Genomic DNA, 20,998 nt, shown 5'->3' on the forward strand with positions numbered 1-20,998 from the left:
CATTTTTGACAGGCTTTCTTGATAGAAACGGAGAATATTATGGCCATTCAAATTTATAATACTTTAACCAGAACCAAAGAAATTTTTAAACCGATAGTAGAAGGAAAGGTAAATTTTTATGTTTGTGGTCCCACTGTTTATAATTATATTCATATTGGCAATGCAAGAAGTGCCGTCTCATTTGATACTATCCGTCGATATTTAATCTATCGTGGTTATGAAGTGAATTACGTCAGCAATTTTACTGATGTTGATGATAAAATTATTAAAGCGGCTAGTGAAGAAGGAATAACTCCTGAAGCGATTGCCGACAAATACATTCAAGCTTTTAAAGAAGACACTGCCGCAATTAATGTCATGCCGGCTACCCTTCATCCACGTGTAATGGAAAATATTAGCGATATTATTGAATTCATCCAAGTGTTAATCGAAAAAGGTTATGCGTATGAATCATCAGGCGACGTCTATTTTAAAACATCTTCATTTGATAAATATGGTCAATTATCCGATCAAAGTATTGATGAATTATTAGTGGGTGCGAGTGAGCGAGTTCAAGATTTAATTGCGGAAAGAAAGAATGATCCGCTTGATTTTGCTCTATGGAAACAAGCAAAACCTGGAGAAATTCATTGGCATTCGCCTTGGGGAGAAGGACGCCCAGGATGGCATATTGAATGTTCCGTAATGGCAACGAAATATTTAGGGGAGACGATTGATATTCATGGAGGGGGCCAAGATTTACAATTTCCACATCATGAAAATGAAATTGCTCAATCTGAATGTGCTACAGGGCATACATTTAGTAACTATTGGATGCATAATGGATTTGTGACGATTGGTCAAGATGATGAGAAGATGAGCAAATCGTTAGGGAATTTTGTACTATTACGTGATTTAATCAATGAAGTCGATCCATTAGTGGTAAGATTTTTATTGGCTACGGTCCATTATCGTCGTCCATTGCGTTTTGATGAGAAATCAATTCATGATGCGACCACTAATTTAGAACGCTTAAAAGAAGTAAATCGTCGTCTAAAACATCGCTTAGAAGATGCAGTAGAACAGGATTTAACAGAACAAGACCAAAAATTTAAACAAGCGATTAGAGAGAAAATTGAACAATTCGAAGCTGAAATGGACAATGATTTTCAAGCTGGGAATGCCTTAACTGTTATCTTCGATTTAACCAAAGTAATGAATAAGTACCTTGAAGCATCAGTGGTTAATCGAGAAGTGATTGAATGGATGCAATCTAAGTTTGAGCAATTAATGAGTATCTTTGGTATTATTTTTAAAGAAACAGAGACTTTAGAAGAAGAAATTGAACAATTAATCGAAGAACGCAATCAAGCACGTAAAGAACGAAATTTTGCAAAAGCGGATGAGATTCGTGAACAATTAAAAGCACAAGGAATCTTATTAGATGACACGCCTCAAGGAACAACTTGGAAAAGAGTGACAACATAATGACCGAGATTAATCCATTTGACTTATTAAACGGTGCGGCCTTAGCTTATGTGGGGGACGCTGTATATGAACAGTTTGTGCGCAAACATGTGATTCAATCAGGACAAACATCCCCTAATAAGTTGCATCGTGCTGCGATAAAATATGTATCAGCTGAAGGCCAAGCAAAAGTTATGAAAAGTTGGATTGATTCAGAAGAACGATTATCAACAAAAGAGATTGAAATTTATAAAAGAGGTCGTAATAATAAAGCGAATACCAAGGCAAAAAATGCCTCGATTGGCGATTATCGTCAAGCGACAGGCTTTGAAGCACTAATTGGTTGGCTATCCTTAACTAATCAAGTAGAGCGATGTACTGAGTTAATGACTTTAGCAATTAAATATATTGAAAATGAGGAGAATAAATGAAACAACATCAACACTCTGAAAAACGATCGAAATCAATCGAAAAGGAAGAATATTCTGAAGTTTTATTCGGACGTCATGTCGTAATGAAAGTTTTCAAAGAGAAAAAACAAATAAATAAATTATTTATTCAAAAAGGACTGACGGGAAGCGGGGTTAAAGATATACTGAGAGCAGCGAAACAACAAGGAGTCGTTTTTATCGAAGTCTCAAAAACTAAATTAGATGAATTAACTGACAATGGGAATCATCAAGGTGTGGCAATTACCTTGCCGCCATTTGAATATAAAACACTTGAAGACTGCTTTCAATTGGCACAAGAACGTGAAGAAACTCCTTTTTTATTAATTTTGGATGGCATAGAGGATCCGCATAATTTAGGTTCAATTCTAAGAACAGCTGAAGCCACTGGTGTTCATGGTGTCATTATACCAAAAAGACGTGCTGTTGGATTAACCGGTATCGTGGCGAAGACTTCAGCGGGTTCAATTGAAAAAGTACCAGTAGTGCGTGTGACCAACATTGCTCAAACAGTCGAATTATTAAAACAAAAAGGTGTCTGGGTTTTTGCGACAGCCATGTCAGGTGAAGATATGCGTACTTGGAATAGCGAAGGAGCCATTGCACTCGTTATTGGTAATGAAGGCCAAGGAGTTTCACAAAATGTGATAGCAGCTTGTGATGGGACAGTCACCATTCCGATGACTGGAACCACTCAAAGTTTAAATGCTAGTGTAGCAGCAGGCGTTTTAATGTACGAAGTGGCGCGCAATCGACTAGGTAAGTAGAATATATGGAGGTGGTCACATGCTTAAGAAAAAAGATATCCTATTTGTCGACGGTTATAATATGATAGGGGCATGGCCACATCTAGCGAGCTTGATGAAAAAAGATGAATTAGCGCTAGCTCGAGATACCTTATTACAGGAACTATCTAATTTTAAAAAAGTAAGAGGCTATGATGAAATTTTTGTGATTTTTGATGCCTATTTAGTTCCCGGGATTACACAAAGATACGATGAGTACGATCTTCAAGTTGTGTTCACTAAAGAAGGGGAAACGGCGGACTCATATATCGAAAGAGAAGTTAATCAATATATCACACCTCTAAATAGGGTAGTCGTTGCAACGAGTGACTATGCCGAGCAATGGCTAATTTTTCAACGAGGCGCGTTAAGACAATCGGCAAATGAATTAGCAGTGGAAATTTCTTATACAAAACAGCAACTAAAAACTGAAATTTCAACGTATTACAATGGAATGCTAAGAAGAAGAAGCCCATGGCAAATTGAACAGTTAGCAGATTTAGACCGTTTGAGACGTGAGCTAGAAACGAAAAATAAAGAATAAATGAGGATGCATTTCTCCAATTGAATGGAGGATAATCATGCGTTTGGACTACTTAAGTAATGAAGAATTAGTGGTAATGTTACAGGCCGAGTTTGATGACGAAGCATTTAATGAATTATTTTATCGTTTTACACCTTTATATCGAAAATGTTTCAGACAATACCCTATTATGGGGTTTGAATTGGATGATTACTTTCAAGAAGGACGCATTGCGTTAATGTTAGTGATTGAACACTATGATATCAAGGGAAAATACTATGTTGCCAGTTATTTTGCGAGAGTATACGAAAATCGCTTAATTAATTATTTAAGGAAATTAATGGCAAAAAAGCGTGAACAACAACTAAATCTCCTATCATTAAATGAACCAGTGAGTTTAGTTGCTGGCAAAAATGAAGTGTATACTTATGGAGATTTATTATTTGAAGAGGGTCCTGATACCCTCGAATGGGTAATCGCAAAAGATACTCTTGAACAATTAATTGAAGATTTATCGGAATTAGAAAAAATGGTTTTCATCTATCGTATGACTGAAGAAGATAATAGTGTGCCTAATATTGCTAAAAAAATGAACGAAGATAGAAGAGTGATTGAAAATGCGCTAGCACGTTGTCGAAAAAAATGTCGACAGCATTTTGGATGACAAAGGGGATAAAGCGAGCCTAACACAAAAACAAAATAAGCAAACATTAAACTTAACACCTTTTATTCTATCTTGACAAAAAAGTAATTGATTTATATCATATAGTGGTAAGTAAATCGATGGGGAGGAATTGCTATGGCACAACAAAAGAAAACGGCTTTAGCGTGTACGGAGTGTGGCCAACGCAATTACCACATGACTCCAACACAATCTGGAAAAAATGTCAGATTAGAAATTAAAAAGTTTTGTAGATATTGCAATAAACATACAGTGCATAAAGAAACGAAATAGTTAGGATGGGAAGATAACGATGGGATATATTAAAGGTGTTTTCGAAGAATTAAAAAGAGTAAATTGGCCGTCTGTAGGCGAAATTAACAAATATACATGGACAGTTATTGTCATGATTATTTTGTTTGGTTTATATTTTGCAGGTGTTGATACTGTATTTGCTAATTTAATTAATTGGTTAGTATCATTATAAAATAGTTTTCAAATTAATATTTTATCTGTATAATAGAGTTAAAGCAAAAACCTACAAGCCGTAGGTTTTTTATTATGGAAAAAAAGTGAGGGGAATTAAGATGGAAGCAAAAAAAGAGTGGTATGTACTTCATACTTATTCAGGTTATGAAAATAAAGTTCGAGAAAATATTGAATTACGTAAAGAGAGTATGAATATGGAAGAAAATATTTTCAGAATTGTGGTACCTGAAGAAGAAATAATTGAAGTAGTCGACGGCGAGGAAAAGAAAAAAGTAGCAAAGACGTTTCCAGGATATGTATTAATTGAAATGGTGATGTCTGATGAGGCTTGGTTTATTGTACGTAATACACCAGGAGTGACAGGTTTTGTCGGATCTCACGGTGCGGGAAGTAAACCATCGCCTTTATTAGAAGAAGAAATGAATCAAATCTTAGGCGATGTCGAAACACCAGTACAACGTGTAGAATTGAATGTAAAAGTTGGTGATTATGTAGAAATTGTGGAGGGTGCTTTCTCCGGTTTAAATGGTTCAATTGTTGAAATTGATCAAGAACATCAAAAATTAAAAGTTTTACTTGAAATGTTTGGTCGTGAGACTGAAGCAGAAATCGAATTCCATCAAGTTAAGAAACAAGAGATTTAATCCACTATGAATGACATATTTAAAAGAATTCCGATTCTTTATTCATTATTATTAGGTTTCACGCTAACAATAATAAGTTTGGTAATTTTTCCAAATATGATACTACCATCTTTGGAAAGCCTTCAAAAGATATACCCATCATTATTGATGCCTCATAAAAATTATTTGTATATTGGCGCAATCAGTATCTTTTGGCTGATTACGAATTTACTTTATATCGAATATTTCGAAAAGAATCAACGCTTTAAACAAATCTTTGATCACCAACTGAAAGAAATAGTCAGTATTGGTTGCTTAATGACTATTTTTTGGATAGTGAGCTGGTTGAATCATTCCTTATTATTGTCGTTAATATTTATTGCGGTTGCGACTAATTATCTATTAAAAGGGATTCGAATCATTAGCCAAAATAGTCAATTACGACAAAATAGTTGGTTAATTAAATTTCCGTCTGGATTTTTTGTTGGTTGGTTAATATTTGAAACCGTTGTGACTTTATTCGCTTATATGAAGTCAGTTGGCATCACATTTAGTGGCATGTTATGGGTGATTGTAGCCATTATGACGGTATTGTTATTAGCTTTATTTTCAAGTTATTATTATGCAAAATACGGTAATGGTATGATGATGATTGCGATAATATTGGGTGTATTCGGATTAGCCATACAACATCATAATAAGCAATTTCCTTACGCTAACAATATGATTTTTATCTGTACATTGGCAATAGGCGTGATGATGGTAGCATTATTTATCTATCTAACACACTTAAATAATCAACAAAATCAAAAATCAAAAACAGATATTGAAAAGTAATACTTTCTTCTTGCTTTCTAACACGTTATGTGTTAGTATACTTGGGTGCGCAAGTACGCACAATGAGTGGGAGGAAATGGTTTTCCATAAACCACATCACGAATAAAAAGATATAGGAGGAATTTTCGTGGCTAAAAAAGTAGTAAAACAAGTTAAATTACAAATTCCAGCCGGCGCAGCAAGCCCAGCTCCACCAGTAGGTCCAGCTTTAGGTCAAGCGCAAGTCAACATTATGGGGTTCTGTAAAGAGTTTAACGCTCGTACACAAGACCAAGCAGGATTCATTATTCCTGTAGTAATTGATGTATATGAAGACCGTTCATTTACATTTATCACTAAAAAACCACCAGTACCAGTATTATTGAAAAAAGCAGCTGGTATCCAAAAAGGTTCTGGTGTACCAAACAAAACAAAAGTAGCAACTATTACCAAAGCACAAGTTCAAGAAGTTGCTGAAACTAAAATGGAAGATTTAAACGCAGCTAGCGTAGAAGCAGCAATGCGCATCGTTGAAGGTACTGCTCGTTCTATGGGTATCACTGTCCAAGATTAAGCGCAGTGTAGTTTCTCGCCCCGTTTTCTATCGGGTGTGGGAGGTCAAACCGTTATAACCACAAGTATAGGAGGAAAATAAAAAATGGCTAAAAAAAGCAAAAACTTTAGTGCAGCTTTAGAAAAAGTTGACCGCACTAAAAAATATGACATGACTGAAGCTATCGCTTTAGCAAAAGAAATCGACTTCGCAAAATTTGACGCGACTGTTGAAGTTTCATACAATTTAAGCATTGACGTAAAAAAAGCTGATCAACAAATTCGTGGGGCTATGGTATTACCACACGGTACAGGAAAAACTTCTCGTGTTGTCGTTATCGCTCGTGGCGAAAAAGCTAAAGAAGCAGAAGCAGCAGGTGCTGATTTTGTTGGTGAAGCTGACTTAATCGATAAAATAAACGATGGATGGTTAGACTTTGATGTAATGGTAGCAACACCTGATATGATGGGTCAAGTGGGTCGTTTAGGACGTGTATTAGGGCCTAAAGGATTAATGCCTAACCCTAAAACAGGTACTGTAACAATGGATGTTACTAAAGCTGTTGAAGACATTAAAGCAGGACAAGTTACTTACCGTGCCGACAAAGCAGGTATCGTAAACGTGCCAATTGGTAAAGTATCATTTGAAGATGCTAAATTAGCAGATAACTTTAAAGCATTACACGATCAAATCGTTCGCTTAAAACCAGCTACTGCTAAAGGTACTTATATCACTAACTTAGCTTTAAGTACTACATTTGGCCCTGGAATTAAAATCGATCCAACAACAATTTAAAAAAATGAAAGTCAACCTCATTTAGGGGTTGACTTATAACATTCTTTTTTGTATTATATATAAAGTGTTAAACTACCGTAGACAGCAAGTGGCGAACGCCTTAATTTCTTGCCGAGGAAGTTCCGAATTTATGGATCTATCTCTCTGTGTCTAAGGTGACATAGAGATTTTTTTTTGAAAATCTCTAGCTCAATAAGACGGAGGTGAAACTTATGACAAAAGAAACAGTAATCATGAAAAAACAAGAAGAAGTAACAGAAGTTGCAGAGAAATTAAAAGCAGCTGCATCAGTAGTCGTTGTAGACTCATTAGGTTTAACTGTAGAAGAAGTTACTAATTTACGTAAAGAATTACGTGAAAACGATGTTTACATGAAAGTTGTTAAAAACACTATTTTACGTCGTGCAGCAGCAGAAGCAGGTATCGAAGGTATGGACTCAGTTTTCGTAGGACCATCAGCTATCGTTTATTCTGAATCTGAAGTAGTGGCACCTGCTAAAATTGTTGCAGAATTTGCTGATAAAGTAGAACATTTATCAATCAAAGGTGGTTTAATTGAAGGTGAAGTTTCTTCAGCTGAAGATATTAACGCTTTAGCGAAATTACCAGACCGCGATGGATTATTATCAATGTTACTTTCTGTATTACAAGCGCCAGTTCGCAATACTGCATTGGCTATCAAAGCTGTGGCTGAATCTAAAGAAGACGACGCAGCATAATCAATTATTACTTATAAAAACATAAACGGAGGAAATATAAATGGCTTTAAATATTGAAAACATTATTGCTGAAATTAAAGAAGCAACAATTATCGAATTAAATGACTTAGTAAAAGCAATCGAAGAAGAATTTGGCGTAACTGCTGCTGCTCCTGTAGCTGTAGCTGCTGCTGGTGGTGCTGCTGCTGAAGAAAAAACTGAATTTGATGTTATCTTAGCATCTGTTGGAGACTCAAAAATCAAAGTTATTAAAGCAGTTCGTGAAGCTACTGGTTTAGGATTAAAAGAAGCTAAAGAATTAGTTGACAACGCTCCTAAAGCGATTAAAGAAGGCGTATCTAAAGAAGACGCTGAAGCATTAAAAGCTTCATTAGAAGAAGTTGGAGCTTCTGTAGAAGTAAAATAATCTTCGATAGATTATTATTTCATACAAATAAGAAAGGAATGATGGAAATCATCATTCTTTTTTTTTGCTATGAAATAAAATTTTCCTAAGAATTCCATATTTTAAATGATTTTTTAACACTATTATGAAAAAAATAGGTATAATAGAATAGAGTATTGAAAAGGGAAGTGAAGTGATGAATACAAAAATTTTAATGGTAGATGATGATCGTGAAATTGTGGAGTTGCTCAATATTTATTTACAAAACGAAGGTTACGAGGTTTTAAAAGCCTATAATGGTCAACAAGCGTTAAATATTTTAGAGGAAGAAACAAATCTAAATATGGTATTATTGGATATTATGATTCCACAAGTGGATGGCTTGAAAGTTTTATCATATATTCGAAAAAACCAAAAAAGCTTACCTGTTATTCTGGTAAGTGCTAAATCATCAGATACAGATAAAATACAAGGATTAATTAGTGGTGCCGATGATTATATCACCAAACCATTTAATCCATTAGAAGTGGTTGCTAGAATTAAATCTATTTTAAGACGCCAACAAAATTATATGCAACCAGAAGTACCGGACACCCTCATGGTCGGTCCACTGGAAATTAAGAAGGAATCTCATGAAGTTATAACTCTTTCTGGTGTTCAAATTCAACTTACCGCAATAGAATTTGGAATTTTATTTTTATTAGCGAGTCATCCTAATCGCGTATTTAGTGCGAATGAAATTTTTGAAGCTGTTTGGAATCAAGAAAGTGTTGTCAGTGCCAAAACGGTTATGGTTCACGTTAGTCACTTAAGAGATAAGATTGAGGAAGCGACTGGTGGTGAAAAAGTAATCCGTACAGTATGGGGTGTTGGGTATAAAATTGAAGCTTAGTCAAGACAAACTACCTACAGTAAAATTTCGACGACACGAAATAGTTGAATTAGTGTTAGAAATTTTACTTACCATGGGGGTATTTTACTTTTTATACTTGAGTGTCACACTCCAGTTTATCGAGTTCTTAAGCCTGCCTATAGGTATGTATGGCGAAGAAGAAATGACTGCTTATGAATATTTTAAGTGGACTCCTGCAAAGTTAGAATTAGCAAAACAATCTTTTGCTGTTGTGATGATTTTTTTAGGAATAGGACTGGCATATTGGCAGATGAAGCGTAAAATTTCTACTATCCACTTGAATCATCTTTTGGAATACTTAACTTATATTGCGAGAGGGAATTATCAATTAAGAATTCCAGATATGCAGGTTGATGAATTATCAGAAATTGTACGGAGTGTTAATTCTTTGGTTGATAGTACGGTTCATGCGATGGAGGAAGAACGTCGAATAGAAAAGACTAAAGATGAGTTAATCGCCAATGTGGGGCATGATTTAAGAACCCCTTTAACCTCTATCATCGGCTACCTAGGTTTAATTGAAAACAAACGGTATCATTCAGAAGAACAATTACTAGAATATACTCATATTGCTTATCAAAAAGCAATGAGTATGCAAGTGATGGTCAATGATTTGTTTGATTACGCCGCTTCGAGATTAGTTTCATATGAAGTTACCCCTGAAGAAGTTCATCTAGATTTTTTCTTTGAACAACTGGCAGCAGAATTTGAATTAGAAGCAGCTGAAAAAAATATTGAAATTGAAATCAATGTGATGCCTAAAAACTTAATTGTTTATTTTGACCCAGAAAAAATGGCACGAGTATTTAATAACTTATTATCAAATGCGCTAAAATATGGACATGGTGCCACTAAAATAAAAATGAATGCTAACCTAATAAAAGATGATGACCAGATCATTATGGATGTAATCAATGATGGTGAGCTTCTAAAATTAGAAGAATTGGAAAAAGTTTTCCGAAGAAGTTATCGGGCAGATACCTCAAGAAATTCTGCTATTCCTGGAACGGGTCTTGGTTTAGGAATCGCTAGAAATATTGTAGAGTTACATAATGGTATCATTTATGCTATGATTGAGAATAACGAAATGATATTTAGAATCGAGATGAGTAGATTATAAATGAAGATGATTAATAAAATATTGATTTTATTATTATCTGTATTACTGGTGCTACCAAAGCATAGTTTAGTCAGTGCTCAAGAATTAAATATTGAAAATTTACCTGCTCAGTCTATGATGTTAATCAATGGTGATAATGGGCAGGTTCTCTTTAATAAAAATTCTGAAGATCTTTTAGAAATTGGATCCTTGTCAAAAGTATTACTGCTATATATAGTTTTTGAACAAATTGAAACAGAAAAAATTAATTTAGAGGATATAGTCCCTATTTCTAATTCTGCTTATGAGCTCAGTCAAGATTATGATATACCGAACGTTCCTTTAAGACAGGATTTTTCATATACGGTAGAAGAGTTAATAACGGCCATCGCAGTAAAAAATGCGAATGGTGCAGCGTTGGCTCTAGTTGAAAAAATTGCATCCAATGAAGCAGATTTTATAAAATTAATGGAGCAAAAGTTAAGTGAATGGCAACTTTCAAATTATCAATTTGTCGATAGTTTGGGGTTACCTAATGATTATGAGACAGGTGTAGAAGAGTATCAAGGTCAAACTAATAAAATGAGTGCGGAGGCTATTACAACAGTGGCTTTCAGATTATACAAAGATTATCCACAATATTTAGAATATGCCTCGACTAAGGAATTAAATTTTAAAGCAGATACAGATGATGCTTTTCAAACAACAAGCAATAATCCATTATTAAAAGACACCAAACTGTCAGTCAATGGAATGTTTATTGGCTATGCTCCCCAAAATGGCTATAATCAAGTGATAAGTAGCAGTGATCAAGAGACGACCTATTTAGCGGTAGTAATCGGTGTGTTAGAGAATCAAGAAGACCCCTATTATCCTGTTGAACAATTGATTCAATATGCTAAGAGCAGTTTTGATACGAAGATTATTGTAAAAAAAGAGAGTTTGACCGATGAAATCCCTGTTATAAATGTAGATGGAGGTACAAGAGATGTCATACATTCTGTTTATACAGATGATTTCGTACTCAGTGTACCAAAAGGCGATAATCAATTAAACATTGATTATCAATTTATACCCAATGAAGAGAAAACTGGATACCAAAATTATATAACCGCTCCAATAGATAAAGGAGATTTTTTAGGAACATTAAAAATGGATTTTCAACATTATGCCATTGAGTACCTACCAACGGCTCAAAACAGTGAAGTACAGGTAGTGGCGAATGAATCGATACCTGAAAAATCTATTTTTGGAAAATTTTTACAATCAATAATGAGATTTATTATAACGATAATCGAAGCAATTCGAAAATTTTTTACTAACATATTTAATTAGAGGTGATATAGATGAGTCAAGAAGTTGCTATTTTTGCAGGAGGTTGTTTCTGGTGCATGGTCCATCCATTTGATCAGTGGCCAGGGGTTATTTCAGTTGAATCAGGTTATACAGGTGGTCATGTTATGAATCCAAGTTATGAACAAGTAAAAACAGGAATGACTGGCCATACTGAAGCGGTAAAAATTACCTATGATCCAGCGATAATTTCTTATCAAAAGCTATTAGAAGTATACTGGTCTGTCATTGATCCTACGGATTTAGCAGGACAATTTGTGGATCGCGGATCTTCGTATCGACCAGAAATATTTTATACTACTCCTGAACAAAAAAAATTAGCTGAACAATCCAAAGAACATTTAGATTTGAGTCAACGATTTTCAAAACCAATTGTAGTACCGATTACTGAGGCAACCGAATTTTTTGTTGCTGAAGATTATCATCAGGATTTTTATAAGAAAAATCCGACTCATTATCAACGGTATCGACAAGGTTCCGGAAGAGACCAATTTATTGAAAGATTTCAGCAATAATTCGTAAGAATGTCATAATTTGTATTGACAATATAGATGTAAATAAGGTATTATTAATCATGTTGTGAATCACATTCACAGGCCGGCTTAGCTCAGTTGGTAGAGCATCTGATTTGTAATCAGAGGGTCGAGGGTTCAAGTCCTTTAGCCGGCATTGATTAATAATAATCAAAGGTTCCAAAATATCCTTTGCCGGGGTGGCGGAACTGGCAGACGCACAGGACTTAAAATCCTGCGGGTAGTGATACCCGTACCGGTTCGATTCCGGTCCTCGGCATAATTTAAACATTGATCTGTCAGTGTTTCTTAGACTTCAGTTGTAGTAGCAACTGGGGTCTTTTTTGGTTAGGTACTAATAAAACAACTCTTTCTCTGGTCAGTTTGTCAATTATTAGTAGTCATTATGTAAAGTAGTTCTTATGTGACTGCTCAAGAGGCTGGGCTTAAACTTAATAAATTTTAGTCAAGATTATTGTTCGGTAATTAAAAGCGCAGTGGTTGAGTGGCCTCAAACTGCGTCTTTCGACTTGTTTGAGGCCTACTCAACTGTGCGGGGGTAGGCCGACGAAGCGAAAATCATTCGATTTTCTACTTCTGGTCTCCTCCCAACTGTGCGGGGGTTGACAGACGAAGCGAAAATCATTTGATTTTCTACTTCTGCTCCACTCCCGTTATAATCACCAAAAAATTGTGTATCTATTTAATATTTTGAACACAATGACTTTATTTCCAGGTATAATAGTGAGTGAATATAAATAGATAAAAGCATTTTCGAATTTCGTAGGGAGTGGGAATAAATTGGTGAGACAAAAAGGTTTTACATTATGGATTACGCAAGTTGCACTATTAACAACATTATGTGTGGTGGGGAGAATTTTCTTTGCATTCATACCGAATGTACAACCCGTTACAGCTATTATCGCAATTGTGACCATTTTATTAGGTTTTAAAGATGGCGCTATCGTATCATCTTTGACGATGCTAGTTTCAAATCTCATTTTGGGAATGGGGCCATGGGTCGTGTTACAAATCATAAGCTATCTTATCGTGGTTATTTTTGTTTACTTCAGCAATAGATTATTAGAGAAAATGGTAAAAAGTGATTATATATTATTTGGTAGTCGAGCAGTAGTTACCGGTATCGCAGGTATATTGTTTGGTTTTAGTATTTCGTGGTTGTGGACTTTTTTAATACAAGTAGAAAACTTTTGGGTTTATTATTTAAATGGTTTACCTTTTGATTTGGCTCATTCAGCTGGTAATGTGGTATTTTTTATCTTATTATTCCCATTATTGAATAAATTATTCCAACGATATGCTGTCAATTATCAAGAAATAAATCAAAATTAGCCAAATAAGGACCGAAATATAAGATTTTAAGTCTTTCCTCTTTTCAAAGAGGAATTATTATTGTATAATGGTCAAAGAAAGTCAATGTTAAAGGAGGCGAGACTGTGACTCAACGAAATATGACGGATATTATTGAAGCGTATTTAAAAGCGTATTTGGAAAATCAAGAACATCTTGAAATCAAGCGAAGTGACATTGCCAATCGATTTGATTGTGTGCCTTCGCAAATAAACTATGTTATTAATACTCGTTTTACACAAGAACATGGATACCTAGTGGAAAGTAAAAGAGGTGGAGGAGGCTATATCCGAATACTGAAAGTCCATCTGGTGGATGAAGTAGACGAAATCGATCAAATGATTGATTTAATTGGCAATCAGATAAGTCAACGAAACGGGATCAATATCATCGAAACTTTAACAGAAAGAAAGATTATAACTCAAAGGGAAGCTGCTTTGATTTTATCTGTAATTGAAAAAGCTGTTTTACAAACAATAACGGAGGAAGAACAAATTGCGAGAGCTCAATTACTTAAAACTTTTCTATACCAACTCCGTTATACATACGAATAAGAGGTGAATAAAAATGTTTGAAGAACTATTTACAGAAAGTGCACGACAAGCGATGATTTATGCTGCAGAACAATCCTATTATATGCAACATCAAGCAGTCGGCACAGAACATATATTATTAGGTTTATCTCGTGAAGAAACTGGAATTGCTGGAAAAGCATTAAGAGAACATGGCGCTACTTTCAATGAATTAATTTTAGAATTAGAAGCCATTCATGGAAAATTTAGCCAACCACGACTCAATGCCGAAAGAGTCATACCTTATTCTCCACGTGCCAAAAAAGTTATTATGAATGCTTCCAATGATGCGAAACGCTTAGGCGCTCCAAAAGTTGGAACCGAGCATTTATTATTAGGTATTTTAAAAGAAGAAATTTTAGCAACAGTTTTACTAAGAAACGTTGGTGTTGATTTTGATGAATTACGCAAAACAATTTATGAATTAATTGGCTTAGCTAGTCAAGACCCAACCAGTGGTGGTAACAATCGACGTAGAAGAAATCCTCGTAACAATAAAGAGGCACAAAAGACGTCTAAAACACCAACACTTGATTCAGTTTCTAGAGATCTAACTGAGCTAGCTAGACAAAATGAATTGGATCCGGTGATTGGACGTGAAAAAGAAGTTCACCGAATTGTGCAAATTATCAGTCGTAGAACCAAAAACAATCCGGTCTTAGTTGGGGAACCAGGTGTCGGTAAAACAGCTATAGCAGAAGGATTAGCTCAAAGAATGATTCAAGGAGATGTTCCTCAAGATATCGCTAAGAAAAGTTTAATTATGTTAGATATGGGAGCATTAGTAGCGGGAACGAAATATCGCGGTGAATTTGAAGAGCGCATGAAAAAAATTATCGAAGAAATTTCTGAAGACGGTAATATTATTCTGTTTATTGATGAATTACATACATTAATTGGTGCTGGGGGAGCTGAAGGAGCGATTGATGCTTCCAATATATTAAAACCTGCTTTAGCTCGTGGAGAAATACAAGTAGTAGGTGCCACTACTTTAGATGAATACCAAAAGTATATTGAAAAAGATGCAGCATTAGAAAGACGTTTCTCTAAAGTACAAATTGATGAGCCTAGTCAAGAAGAATCCATCTTAATTATTAACGGGCTAAAAGAAAAATATGAAGATCACCATAAAGTCGAAATTACTGACGAAGCAGTCGATGCCGCTGTAAAATTAAGTTCTCGCTACATGACAGCAAGACGATTGCCAGATAAAGCGGTAGATTTAATTGATGAAGCTTCTGCACGTGTTCGTATTGATTCTGCGATTATGCCAAATAAAGTCACGACTGAAACAATTGAACATCAGTTAGCTGAAATTGGCAATAAAAAAGAAGCAGCAATTCTCAATCGTGATTTTGAAGAAGCCGCTAATTTAAGAGAAAAAGAAGTTGCTCTAGAGGAGCAATTAGCGGAACTTGATAAAGCTAAGGAAAAAGCAAATGATGATTCAACAGTATCGCAATTGAAAGTAACAGCACAAGATGTGGCGCAAGTAGTTGCTTTAGCGACAGGAGTGCCCGTGCAACAAATGGAATCAAGCGAAAGCAAACGATTGATTAATCTAGAAGCTGAATTACATGAACGTGTAATTGGGCAAGATGAAGCCGTCAAAGCAGTTGCCAGAGCGATTCGTAGAGCTCGTAGTGGTTTGAAATCACCGAAACGTCCAATTGGATCATTCCTATTTTTAGGACCTACCGGTGTTGGAAAAACAGAATTAGCCAAAACTTTAGCAACAGCAATTTTTGGTAGCGAAGATAGTATGATTCGAGTTGATATGTCGGAATACATGGAAAAACATAGTGTCTCTCGTTTAGTAGGATCTCCTCCAGGATATGTGGGGTATGAAGAAGCAGGGCAATTGACTGAAAAAATACGTCAAAAACCGTATAGTGTAATTTTATTAGATGAGGTTGAAAAAGCTCATCCAGATGTCTTTAATATTTTATTACAAGTATTTGATGATGGCCATTTAACAGATGGTAAAGGTCGAAAAGTAGACTTTAGAAACACTATTATTATCATGACGTCCAATTTAGGAGCAACAGCCTTAAGAGATGAAAAATCAGTTGGGTTTGGTGCAGTATCAGTAACACAAAACCATGAAGCGATGGAATCTAGAATACGTGAAGAATTAAAACGTGCATTCCGTCCAGAATTCTTAAATCGTATTGATGAGACAGTTGTTTTCCACTCATTAAGTAAGGAAAACATTCGTGAGATTGTAAAATTACATACTGCTGAAATTGTGAAACGTTTAGAAGAATTAGAAATTGAAGCCCGCGTAACAGATACAGCAGTCGATATTATTGCTGAAGCAGGGTTTGATCCAGATTACGGTGCAAGACCAATTCGCCGCGCTATTCAAAAACAAATTGAAGATGAATTAAGTGAACTACTATTAAGTGGTACAATTGCCTTAGGTGACAAAATCACGATTGGCGGTAGAAGTGGTTCGATAAATATTAATAACCGTAGTAAAGAGAAGAGTAAATAATCGAGTCATTCTTTTAAAAAATCAAGCTAATCATGCGACAGTGACTCCCAAAAATGATAGAAAATACTCTTACTTTTAGGGTCACTGATATGATGGTCGTTCATGCAATCAATATCAAAAAATTTTTAATTCGCTTGTGACTGTCAGAATGCCATTTTAAAAAATTATTGTCAAAATGATAATAAATTTTGGCTCAAAAAAATAGAGTTAGGACTACTCCAATAGGAATAGGTTCTAACTCTTTTTGTTTGCTTTTATTTATTTTTGGATATAACGGTACGAACTCTATTGATTAACCCTCAATACTTTTAATTAATAAATCATTAAAAGCTTTTTGCGTATCAGATAACACCATTTCATTGTTAATAACTAAATTCAAGTAACCAACAGGTGGGTTCTTAATCGGAATCGCAACTAAATCATCACGATTTAGAGAGACATTTTCCATTAAAAGTGCGACTCTTTCACCAGAAGCAACAAGTGAAGAGAGAGTATTCATATCATTGCAGTAAAACACATTATCCAACGATAAATGATTTGTTGTGGCCCAATTTTGGAATAATTTTTCGTGGATAGTACCATTTGATAAAGAAACATAAGGTAAATCAACGAGTTCCATTAAGCTTAGTTCACGATATCTGGCTAAAGGATGGTTTTGTGAGACAAATAATTTTAATGGACTTTTCGCAATAGGAAAAGTATCAATCCAGAGATTAGCAAATGTTGGTTGGTCGTGAGCCATAATAGCGATAGAGAATTTTTGTTTTCTTAATGAATCGAATAATGCATCAGTTGTATTCTCTTCAATTAATTTTAAGTTTTGTAAATAATCGTTAGCATTTGCTAAAAGTTGAGGTAAAAATAAATTTCCAATCGCTGGAACTAAACCTAGCTGAATTGTATCAATCCCCACTGCTTTAATTTCTAGCTTCGTCTGGGCATATAAACCTAGCATATCGATAGTGCGTTGATATAAGGTATGTCCAGTCGGTGTTAAATGGATATTTTTAGCTGATCGTTCTCTTTGAATTAACGTAGTCTCAAATTCATCTTCTAATCTTTTTAAAGCAATCGAAATAGAAGGTTGAGACACAAAAAAATGTTCAGCTGTTTTAGTGAAACTCAAACTTTCAGCTAAATATTTGAAATATTCTAAGTCTCGTAAGTTCATAATAACCTCCAAAATATTCAGTGAGTATCAAAAGAATAATGTTAAATTCATTCATTATTATAGCACAAAACCCTATTATAAGCACTATTTATTAATCTATCGTACACTAGAATAAAAATGCAATAAAAATATTAGAGATTCTAAACCTTGCATAGAAGTGACTAAAAGTTGCTTTAAAAAAGGTACTAAGCAATGCAGAGGAAGCAAATCATTAAATCAGGTAAATATTGTAATTGCATTCCTGTTTCTTTATAAAATTTTTGCAAACGATAGGTTAAAGTATTCCGATGAATAAAGAGCTTATCAGCGGTTTGTGATAAGTTTCCTTGATTTTCAAATAATGTTTCAATTAGAGAAGAATATTCCGTATTATTCACAATAACTTGTTTCAAAGGAGTCAATAGGGGTAAATCGCTAAGCGCTTTTTTACCAATTTGTTTTAATAATACGGGTGTAATTTGAGTTAATACACCTAATAATTCTGTTTGAAAACTTTGTTCAACAATAGCAAGTTCTTCATCATAACGCATGGGTAAGTTGACTGAGAGTTGATGGACTAAACCAATAATTGCTTGAGTGACCGTATCAAAATCAGCATCTAACGATTGAATAACACCAAGGAGTTGATCAATTGAGATTTCATCGTTGGGTTTGATTCTTAAAACAACACTATATCGACGCTCATTTTTAGTAAACCAATCAATAATCTGATGGCTTGATTCCTTTAGTGTATTAAACCAAAGTTCATCGTCAAAGTTTTCTGGTAATTTTCTAAAATTAATATGTAAAATTTGTAGATTTCCTGAAATAATCGGCATATTAGTAGATTTTTTTTCCAGAAAGTTTTGCCAATGAGAGTTTCGAGTAATTGGAGTAAAATTATCTTGATCACTGACAATGTTAAGCAACGATATTTCTTTATGAGATAAGGAAGAAAAAGGAATCGCCATTATTTGACTTTCAACGGTAATAATATGATGCGTCTGTCTCAAATCCTCTACATTTGTTGGATTAATCATCGCTTCTGGAAAGAGCTGTATAATGGAATTTATCAAAATATCCTCTCCTTGAAAATTAGTTATTAATAGTGTACCATAAGTGCAGCTTGAAAGTATATTTTTAGAGACAGAATGCAACAAAAAACATGGATGTAATAAAAAATGTCGAATGGACCTTAGGCATATAAAATAATACAGAGTATGAAAATCCTGCTTAGTAAACTCAATTTTTGTAATAGGATTGAAGATAAGAGGAATCATGTTTGAAAAATTAAAGAGCCTATCCTCACACTTGATGAGAATCACTGTATTTTACTTGTAACTATAGTGCTAGATGACTATCGTATGGTTTGTATAAAGGCTATTTAAAAAGCAGGATGACTACCCGAAGCAAATATTATGTCAATTTTAACTATATGCCATCTTTAATTTTATGCTGAAAGAATGAGAGATAATCTGTATTAGCCTAAATAGATAATCATAAGGAGTCGCAAAGAAATGGAATTAACTGAAACACAACGGTTGAAACATGAAAAATTTATGCGAATAGCAATTATGGAAGCCTCATTAGCTGAAATGCAAGGAGAAGTACCCATTGGTGCTATCATAGTTGTAGATAACAAAGTCGTTGCTAAAGCACATAATTTAAGAGAAATTTCTAAACGAGCGATTGCACATGCCGAATTATTAGCCATCGACCAAGCCAATCAAATTTTAGAAAAATGGCGATTAGAGGATGCGACACTATATGTAACGTTAGAACCATGTGCCATGTGTGCAGGTGCCATTATATTGTCGCGAGTTAAAACAGTGGTCTATGGAGCCCGTGATCCAAAAGCAGGCAGTGTAGGAAGTGTGCTCAATTTATTAGAAGAACCTCGTTTTAATCATGAACCAGAAGTTATTTCGGGAATACTAGCAGATGAATGTGGAGCAAAACTGACTAATTTTTTCAGAAACTTACGGAAAAAGAAAAAGTTATCCACAAAGAGTTAATAGTTATCCACAAAGCTGTCAACATTTTACACATTAACTGTGGATAACTATCAATGTCTTGTTGATAAACTAGCACAATTCGCTAAAAAATAGTTAACGGTTGATGTTTATTAGCTCTTTTGGTGGAATTAGAATTTATGTATCAACAGGTGCCATCAATATGGACCAAAAACGATGAAAGCATCGTATAAAGTAAATTAATGCTTAAACAAACAACAGGATCAATAAAGGTAACCGTGTTATCAGAATTTTTTGACGTTTGTAACATCTTTTTGACTACTTGAGATATTTTTAAAGATTACGATGGTTAGCTTTCCTCAGGAGTTTTGGATGTGTATAACATTATTGGGATACTATCGAAAGTGTTCATTATTAAAGATTGAAAAAGATTGGAATTCTCAAAATAAATATGTTATAATAAATAAAGGCAATAACGGATTCACGAATCGAGTCAGGACCGGAAGGTAGCAGCTATAAGTGATGAAGTTATGTGCCTTTTTTTGTTCTATAAATCCTATTAAATCAACATTCTTGAATAAATAATGCGTTTTGTGAGCATTTTAAATTCGAAATTCCTTAAATGGTAGATAGGAATAATGATACTAAAAGTATAAAACGATGAAGATTAATTTCAAGTTTGACTGGCTATGCCTAGACTATATAACTGATTCTCGTTTTCTTAATGCGCAATGATGATAGTTAAACGTGATAGTTAAGAGCTGCACTTACAAAATTATGTATATTCAAAAACTTAATTATTTGATAAAATAAACTTATATTATGGAGGGGATGAATATGGCAATTAATCAAGAATGGGTACAATTAACGGATAATTCTAAAAGACGTATTGCCCAAATTTTGGACGGAAGTATGTTAGTGGAGATGGCATTTGAACATCCAGTTGATGAAAATTCAGCAATCGCGACCCATAAGCATTTTCATGAACAAATTACTTATATTAAAAAAGGAACATTCAAGTTTTTAATTATTCACGAAAATGGTGAACAAGAAGAAAGAATTGTCAATGAAGGTGACACCTTAGCACTTCGCTCTAATGTTGAACATGGATGCATTCCATTAGCAGAAAACTCAATTTTTATGGATTTTTTCAATCCAATCCGTGTCGATTTATTATAAACATTCATAAATTGACAAATCAATTGCATAATAATCGAATCATTGATTTTTCGTTCATTCAAAATGGTTTTGTGTGATTATTCCCAATGCAATTGAATTGAAGAAAAGAGTAAGTTGAGGATAAAATTTAATTTT

24 protein-coding genes, 2 tRNA genes, 1 other RNA gene and 1 other annotated feature are annotated in these 20,998 nt (G+C 34.4%); of the genes, 25 read left to right on the plus strand and 2 right to left on the minus strand.

Annotation, left to right across the window (positions count from 1 at the left end):
- The first annotated feature begins 39 nt into the window (after nucleotides 1-39).
- The 22 genes from cysS (at nucleotide 40) to B5D12_RS01400 (ending at nucleotide 16,561) form a co-directional block, all read left to right on the plus strand.
- A complete protein-coding gene (gene cysS, locus B5D12_RS01295; protein WP_078755129.1) occupies nucleotides 40-1,467 on the plus strand; it encodes a cysteine--tRNA ligase in 1,428 nt (475 codons plus the stop codon).
- Complete coding sequence (locus B5D12_RS01300) at nucleotides 1,467-1,877, plus strand: Mini-ribonuclease 3 (protein WP_078755130.1); 411 nt, start codon at nucleotides 1,467-1,469, stop codon at nucleotides 1,875-1,877. The genes cysS and B5D12_RS01300 overlap by 1 nt, the downstream gene beginning before the upstream one ends.
- Nucleotides 1,874-2,662 (plus strand): 23S rRNA (guanosine(2251)-2'-O)-methyltransferase RlmB, encoded by a 789-nt coding sequence (rlmB, locus tag B5D12_RS01305; RefSeq protein ID WP_078755131.1) that lies wholly within the window; start codon nucleotides 1,874-1,876, stop codon nucleotides 2,660-2,662. Before B5D12_RS01300 ends, rlmB begins: the two co-directional genes overlap by 4 nt.
- 19 nt (nucleotides 2,663-2,681) lie before the next feature.
- On the plus strand, nucleotides 2,682-3,224 hold the full coding sequence (locus B5D12_RS01310; RefSeq protein WP_078755132.1) for an NYN domain-containing protein: 543 nt from the start codon (nucleotides 2,682-2,684) through the stop codon (nucleotides 3,222-3,224).
- Nucleotides 3,225-3,261: 37 nt separating this feature from the next.
- Entirely contained in the window at nucleotides 3,262-3,867 is a 606-nt protein-coding gene (locus tag B5D12_RS01315) for a sigma-70 family RNA polymerase sigma factor (protein ID WP_078755133.1), read from the plus strand.
- Between the two features lie 135 nt (nucleotides 3,868-4,002).
- On the plus strand, nucleotides 4,003-4,158 hold the full coding sequence (gene rpmG / locus B5D12_RS01320) for a 50S ribosomal protein L33 (RefSeq protein ID WP_071407821.1): 156 nt from the start codon (nucleotides 4,003-4,005) through the stop codon (nucleotides 4,156-4,158).
- Nucleotides 4,159-4,177: 19 nt separating this feature from the next.
- On the plus strand, nucleotides 4,178-4,351 hold the full coding sequence (secE, locus tag B5D12_RS01325) for a preprotein translocase subunit SecE (RefSeq protein WP_078755134.1): 174 nt from the start codon (nucleotides 4,178-4,180) through the stop codon (nucleotides 4,349-4,351).
- A gap of 100 nt (nucleotides 4,352-4,451) precedes the next feature.
- Nucleotides 4,452-4,997, plus strand: coding sequence for a transcription termination/antitermination protein NusG (nusG, locus tag B5D12_RS01330; RefSeq protein ID WP_078755135.1), 546 nt, complete (start codon nucleotides 4,452-4,454; stop codon nucleotides 4,995-4,997).
- A gap of 111 nt (nucleotides 4,998-5,108) precedes the next feature.
- Nucleotides 5,109-5,813 carry a hypothetical protein gene (locus B5D12_RS01335; protein WP_143412014.1) on the plus strand — a complete coding sequence of 235 codons (705 nt, stop codon included), beginning with the start codon at nucleotides 5,109-5,111 and terminating at the stop codon, nucleotides 5,811-5,813.
- A gap of 127 nt (nucleotides 5,814-5,940) precedes the next feature.
- On the plus strand, nucleotides 5,941-6,366 hold the full coding sequence (rplK, locus tag B5D12_RS01340) for a 50S ribosomal protein L11 (protein ID WP_066125045.1): 426 nt from the start codon (nucleotides 5,941-5,943) through the stop codon (nucleotides 6,364-6,366).
- A gap of 84 nt (nucleotides 6,367-6,450) precedes the next feature.
- Nucleotides 6,451-7,140, plus strand: coding sequence for a 50S ribosomal protein L1 (rplA, locus tag B5D12_RS01345; protein WP_078755137.1), 690 nt, complete (start codon nucleotides 6,451-6,453; stop codon nucleotides 7,138-7,140).
- A 57-nt stretch (nucleotides 7,141-7,197) separates the two neighbouring features.
- Nucleotides 7,198-7,322, plus strand: a sequence feature (ribosomal protein L10 leader region).
- A gap of 30 nt (nucleotides 7,323-7,352) precedes the next feature.
- Nucleotides 7,353-7,859 (plus strand): 50S ribosomal protein L10, encoded by a 507-nt coding sequence (gene rplJ, locus B5D12_RS01350; RefSeq protein ID WP_078755138.1) that lies wholly within the window; start codon nucleotides 7,353-7,355, stop codon nucleotides 7,857-7,859.
- Between the two features lie 40 nt (nucleotides 7,860-7,899).
- Nucleotides 7,900-8,265 (plus strand): 50S ribosomal protein L7/L12, encoded by a 366-nt coding sequence (gene rplL, locus B5D12_RS01355; RefSeq protein ID WP_078755139.1) that lies wholly within the window; start codon nucleotides 7,900-7,902, stop codon nucleotides 8,263-8,265.
- A 175-nt stretch (nucleotides 8,266-8,440) separates the two neighbouring features.
- Nucleotides 8,441-9,136, plus strand: a complete 696-nt coding sequence (locus B5D12_RS01360) for a response regulator transcription factor (protein WP_078755140.1) — start codon at nucleotides 8,441-8,443, stop codon at nucleotides 9,134-9,136.
- A gap of 163 nt (nucleotides 9,137-9,299) precedes the next feature.
- Nucleotides 9,300-10,277 (plus strand): sensor histidine kinase, encoded by a 978-nt coding sequence (locus B5D12_RS01365; protein WP_159443820.1) that lies wholly within the window; start codon nucleotides 9,300-9,302, stop codon nucleotides 10,275-10,277.
- Entirely contained in the window at nucleotides 10,278-11,591 is a 1,314-nt protein-coding gene (locus tag B5D12_RS01370; RefSeq protein WP_078755142.1) for a D-alanyl-D-alanine carboxypeptidase family protein, read from the plus strand.
- 11 nt (nucleotides 11,592-11,602) lie between these two features.
- Complete coding sequence (gene msrA / locus B5D12_RS01375) at nucleotides 11,603-12,124, plus strand: peptide-methionine (S)-S-oxide reductase MsrA (protein ID WP_078755143.1); 522 nt, start codon at nucleotides 11,603-11,605, stop codon at nucleotides 12,122-12,124.
- A gap of 81 nt (nucleotides 12,125-12,205) precedes the next feature.
- Nucleotides 12,206-12,278 (plus strand) — tRNA-Thr (locus B5D12_RS01380).
- Between the two features lie 37 nt (nucleotides 12,279-12,315).
- A tRNA-Leu gene (locus B5D12_RS01385) sits at nucleotides 12,316-12,401 on the plus strand.
- A gap of 524 nt (nucleotides 12,402-12,925) precedes the next feature.
- Nucleotides 12,926-13,474, plus strand: a complete 549-nt coding sequence (locus B5D12_RS01390; RefSeq protein WP_234982887.1) for an ECF transporter S component — start codon at nucleotides 12,926-12,928, stop codon at nucleotides 13,472-13,474.
- A 104-nt stretch (nucleotides 13,475-13,578) separates the two neighbouring features.
- Entirely contained in the window at nucleotides 13,579-14,046 is a 468-nt protein-coding gene (locus B5D12_RS01395; protein ID WP_078755145.1) for a CtsR family transcriptional regulator, read from the plus strand.
- A 13-nt stretch (nucleotides 14,047-14,059) separates the two neighbouring features.
- Nucleotides 14,060-16,561, plus strand: coding sequence for an ATP-dependent Clp protease ATP-binding subunit (locus B5D12_RS01400; RefSeq protein WP_078755146.1), 2,502 nt, complete (start codon nucleotides 14,060-14,062; stop codon nucleotides 16,559-16,561).
- 292 nt (nucleotides 16,562-16,853) lie between these two features.
- Here B5D12_RS01400 and B5D12_RS01405 read toward each other — a convergent pair whose 3' ends face one another.
- Both B5D12_RS01405 and B5D12_RS01410 read right to left on the minus strand, forming a co-directional pair.
- Nucleotides 16,854-17,732, minus strand: a complete 879-nt coding sequence (locus B5D12_RS01405) for a LysR family transcriptional regulator (RefSeq protein ID WP_078755147.1) — start codon at nucleotides 17,730-17,732, stop codon at nucleotides 16,854-16,856.
- Between the two features lie 185 nt (nucleotides 17,733-17,917).
- On the minus strand, nucleotides 17,918-18,787 hold the full coding sequence (locus B5D12_RS01410) for a helix-turn-helix domain-containing protein (protein ID WP_159443822.1): 870 nt from the start codon (nucleotides 18,785-18,787) through the stop codon (nucleotides 17,918-17,920).
- A gap of 441 nt (nucleotides 18,788-19,228) precedes the next feature.
- Between B5D12_RS01410 and tadA the strand changes: the two genes are divergently transcribed.
- From tadA to B5D12_RS01425, 3 genes are all read left to right on the plus strand, one after another.
- Entirely contained in the window at nucleotides 19,229-19,726 is a 498-nt protein-coding gene (gene tadA / locus B5D12_RS01415; protein ID WP_078755149.1) for a tRNA adenosine(34) deaminase TadA, read from the plus strand.
- 419 nt (nucleotides 19,727-20,145) lie between these two features.
- An RNA gene (gene ffs / locus B5D12_RS01420) (signal recognition particle sRNA small type) lies at nucleotides 20,146-20,231 on the plus strand.
- A gap of 290 nt (nucleotides 20,232-20,521) precedes the next feature.
- On the plus strand, nucleotides 20,522-20,863 hold the full coding sequence (locus tag B5D12_RS01425; protein ID WP_078755150.1) for a cupin domain-containing protein: 342 nt from the start codon (nucleotides 20,522-20,524) through the stop codon (nucleotides 20,861-20,863).
- The last annotated feature ends 135 nt before the right edge of the window (nucleotides 20,864-20,998 follow it).

The organism is Globicatella sulfidifaciens DSM 15739 (genome assembly GCF_900167405.1).
In the GTDB taxonomy this organism is placed as follows: domain Bacteria; phylum Bacillota; class Bacilli; order Lactobacillales; family Aerococcaceae; genus Globicatella; species Globicatella sulfidifaciens.

What these genes read in the sequence shown, in the direction of transcription:
- cysS (WP_078755129.1), top strand. Translation starts at nt 40, where the DNA reads ATGGCCATTCAAATTTATAATACTTTAACCAGAACCAAAGAAATTTTT.
- B5D12_RS01300 (WP_078755130.1), top strand. Translation starts at nt 1,467, where the DNA reads ATGACCGAGATTAATCCATTTGACTTATTAAACGGTGCGGCCTTAGCT.
- rlmB (WP_078755131.1), top strand. Translation starts at nt 1,874, where the DNA reads ATGAAACAACATCAACACTCTGAAAAACGATCGAAATCAATCGAAAAG.
- B5D12_RS01310 (WP_078755132.1), top strand. Translation starts at nt 2,682, where the DNA reads ATGCTTAAGAAAAAAGATATCCTATTTGTCGACGGTTATAATATGATA.
- B5D12_RS01315 (WP_078755133.1), top strand. Translation starts at nt 3,262, where the DNA reads ATGCGTTTGGACTACTTAAGTAATGAAGAATTAGTGGTAATGTTACAG.
- rpmG (WP_071407821.1), top strand. Translation starts at nt 4,003, where the DNA reads ATGGCACAACAAAAGAAAACGGCTTTAGCGTGTACGGAGTGTGGCCAA.
- secE (WP_078755134.1), top strand. Translation starts at nt 4,178, where the DNA reads ATGGGATATATTAAAGGTGTTTTCGAAGAATTAAAAAGAGTAAATTGG.
- nusG (WP_078755135.1), top strand. Translation starts at nt 4,452, where the DNA reads ATGGAAGCAAAAAAAGAGTGGTATGTACTTCATACTTATTCAGGTTAT.
- rplA (WP_078755137.1), top strand. Translation starts at nt 6,451, where the DNA reads ATGGCTAAAAAAAGCAAAAACTTTAGTGCAGCTTTAGAAAAAGTTGAC.
- rplJ (WP_078755138.1), top strand. Translation starts at nt 7,353, where the DNA reads ATGACAAAAGAAACAGTAATCATGAAAAAACAAGAAGAAGTAACAGAA.
- rplL (WP_078755139.1), top strand. Translation starts at nt 7,900, where the DNA reads ATGGCTTTAAATATTGAAAACATTATTGCTGAAATTAAAGAAGCAACA.
- B5D12_RS01360 (WP_078755140.1), top strand. Translation starts at nt 8,441, where the DNA reads ATGAATACAAAAATTTTAATGGTAGATGATGATCGTGAAATTGTGGAG.
- B5D12_RS01365 (WP_159443820.1), top strand. Translation starts at nt 9,300, where the DNA reads ATGACTGCTTATGAATATTTTAAGTGGACTCCTGCAAAGTTAGAATTA.
- B5D12_RS01370 (WP_078755142.1), top strand. Translation starts at nt 10,278, where the DNA reads ATGAAGATGATTAATAAAATATTGATTTTATTATTATCTGTATTACTG.
- msrA (WP_078755143.1), top strand. Translation starts at nt 11,603, where the DNA reads ATGAGTCAAGAAGTTGCTATTTTTGCAGGAGGTTGTTTCTGGTGCATG.
- B5D12_RS01400 (WP_078755146.1), top strand. Translation starts at nt 14,060, where the DNA reads ATGTTTGAAGAACTATTTACAGAAAGTGCACGACAAGCGATGATTTAT.
- B5D12_RS01405 (WP_078755147.1), bottom strand. Translation starts at nt 17,732, where the DNA reads ATGAACTTACGAGACTTAGAATATTTCAAATATTTAGCTGAAAGTTTG.
- tadA (WP_078755149.1), top strand. Translation starts at nt 19,229, where the DNA reads ATGGAATTAACTGAAACACAACGGTTGAAACATGAAAAATTTATGCGA.
- B5D12_RS01425 (WP_078755150.1), top strand. Translation starts at nt 20,522, where the DNA reads ATGGCAATTAATCAAGAATGGGTACAATTAACGGATAATTCTAAAAGA.